The following is a 919-nucleotide window of genomic DNA, read 5'->3' as shown; positions in this document are numbered from 1 at the left end:
CTAAGAGCCCGTCTCGAAAGGGTTGAGTAGCTGGCGCGGTCGTGATTCCGAATTGGGTGTCGAAGCCTATTCGGAGAGACCTGATGTGGACGCCAGCTACCCGCCGCCAGCATAGCCGAGAGAACCTGCGCTACGAAACCGATCTGACGGATCGGGAGTGGAATTTGATTGCCCCGATGATGCCGGCGGCGGCGCGGACCGGCCGGCCGCGCAAATGGTCGCTGCGCGAGATCATGAACGCGATCTTCTATGTCATGCGCGGCGGCATCGGCTGGCGGCTGCTGCCATCCGACTTCCCGCCGAAAAGCACGGTGTTCCGCTGGTTCTGCCGCTTCCGTGACGAGTGTCTGTTCGAGAAGATCAACCACAGACTCCTGATGCTGGACCGCGAGTGTTGCGGACGTGAGGCCTCGCCCACCGCCTCGATCATCGACAGCCAGACGGTCAAGACCTGCGAGAGCGGCGGGCCGCGCGGCTATGACGCCGGCAAGAGGATCAAGGGTCGCAAGCGCCACGCGCTGGTCGACACCGACGGCCGGGCGCTGGTGCTGTTCCCGCATCCGGCGAGTATCCAGGACCGCGACGGCGCGAGCCCGCTGCTGCAAGCCTCAAGGCGGCCCTTTCCCTTCATCCGCAAGGCCTTCGCCGACGCTGGATATCAAGGGCCGCGAGTGGCCGAAGCCACCTCCATCGCCGTCGAGATCGTCAAGCGCAAGCCCGATCAGGTCGGCTTCGCCGTCCAGCCGAGACGCTGGGTGGTCGAGCGCTTCTTCGCCTGGATCAGCCGCAACCGGCGCCTATGGAAGGACGCCGAAGCGACCATCGGGTCCGCAACGGCTTTCCTCTACGCCGCTGCCGTCATGATCCTCGTCAGACGCATCGCACGCCACTCATGAGCAGTTTCGGCACGGACTCTAAG

At 64.7% G+C, this 919-nt stretch carries 1 protein-coding gene; it reads left to right on the top strand.

Annotation, left to right across the window (positions count from 1 at the left end):
* The first annotated feature begins 83 nt into the window (after nt 1-83).
* On the top strand, nt 84-896 hold the full coding sequence (locus GTK01_RS20905) for an IS5 family transposase (RefSeq protein WP_252929785.1): 813 nt from the start codon (nt 84-86) through the stop codon (nt 894-896).
* Nucleotides 897-919 lie beyond the last annotated feature (23 nt).

This window comes from Aliihoeflea sp. 40Bstr573 (assembly GCF_024105655.1).
Lineage (GTDB): Bacteria > Pseudomonadota > Alphaproteobacteria > Rhizobiales > Rhizobiaceae > Aliihoeflea.
Note: the sequence above shows the minus strand (reverse complement) of the source record. Positions and strands in the feature narration are given on the sequence as shown.

Excerpts from the sequence above, each read along its gene's own strand:
- GTK01_RS20905 (WP_252929785.1), top strand. The coding sequence starts at position 84 with ATGTGGACGCCAGCTACCCGCCGCCAGCATAGCCGAGAGAACCTGCGC.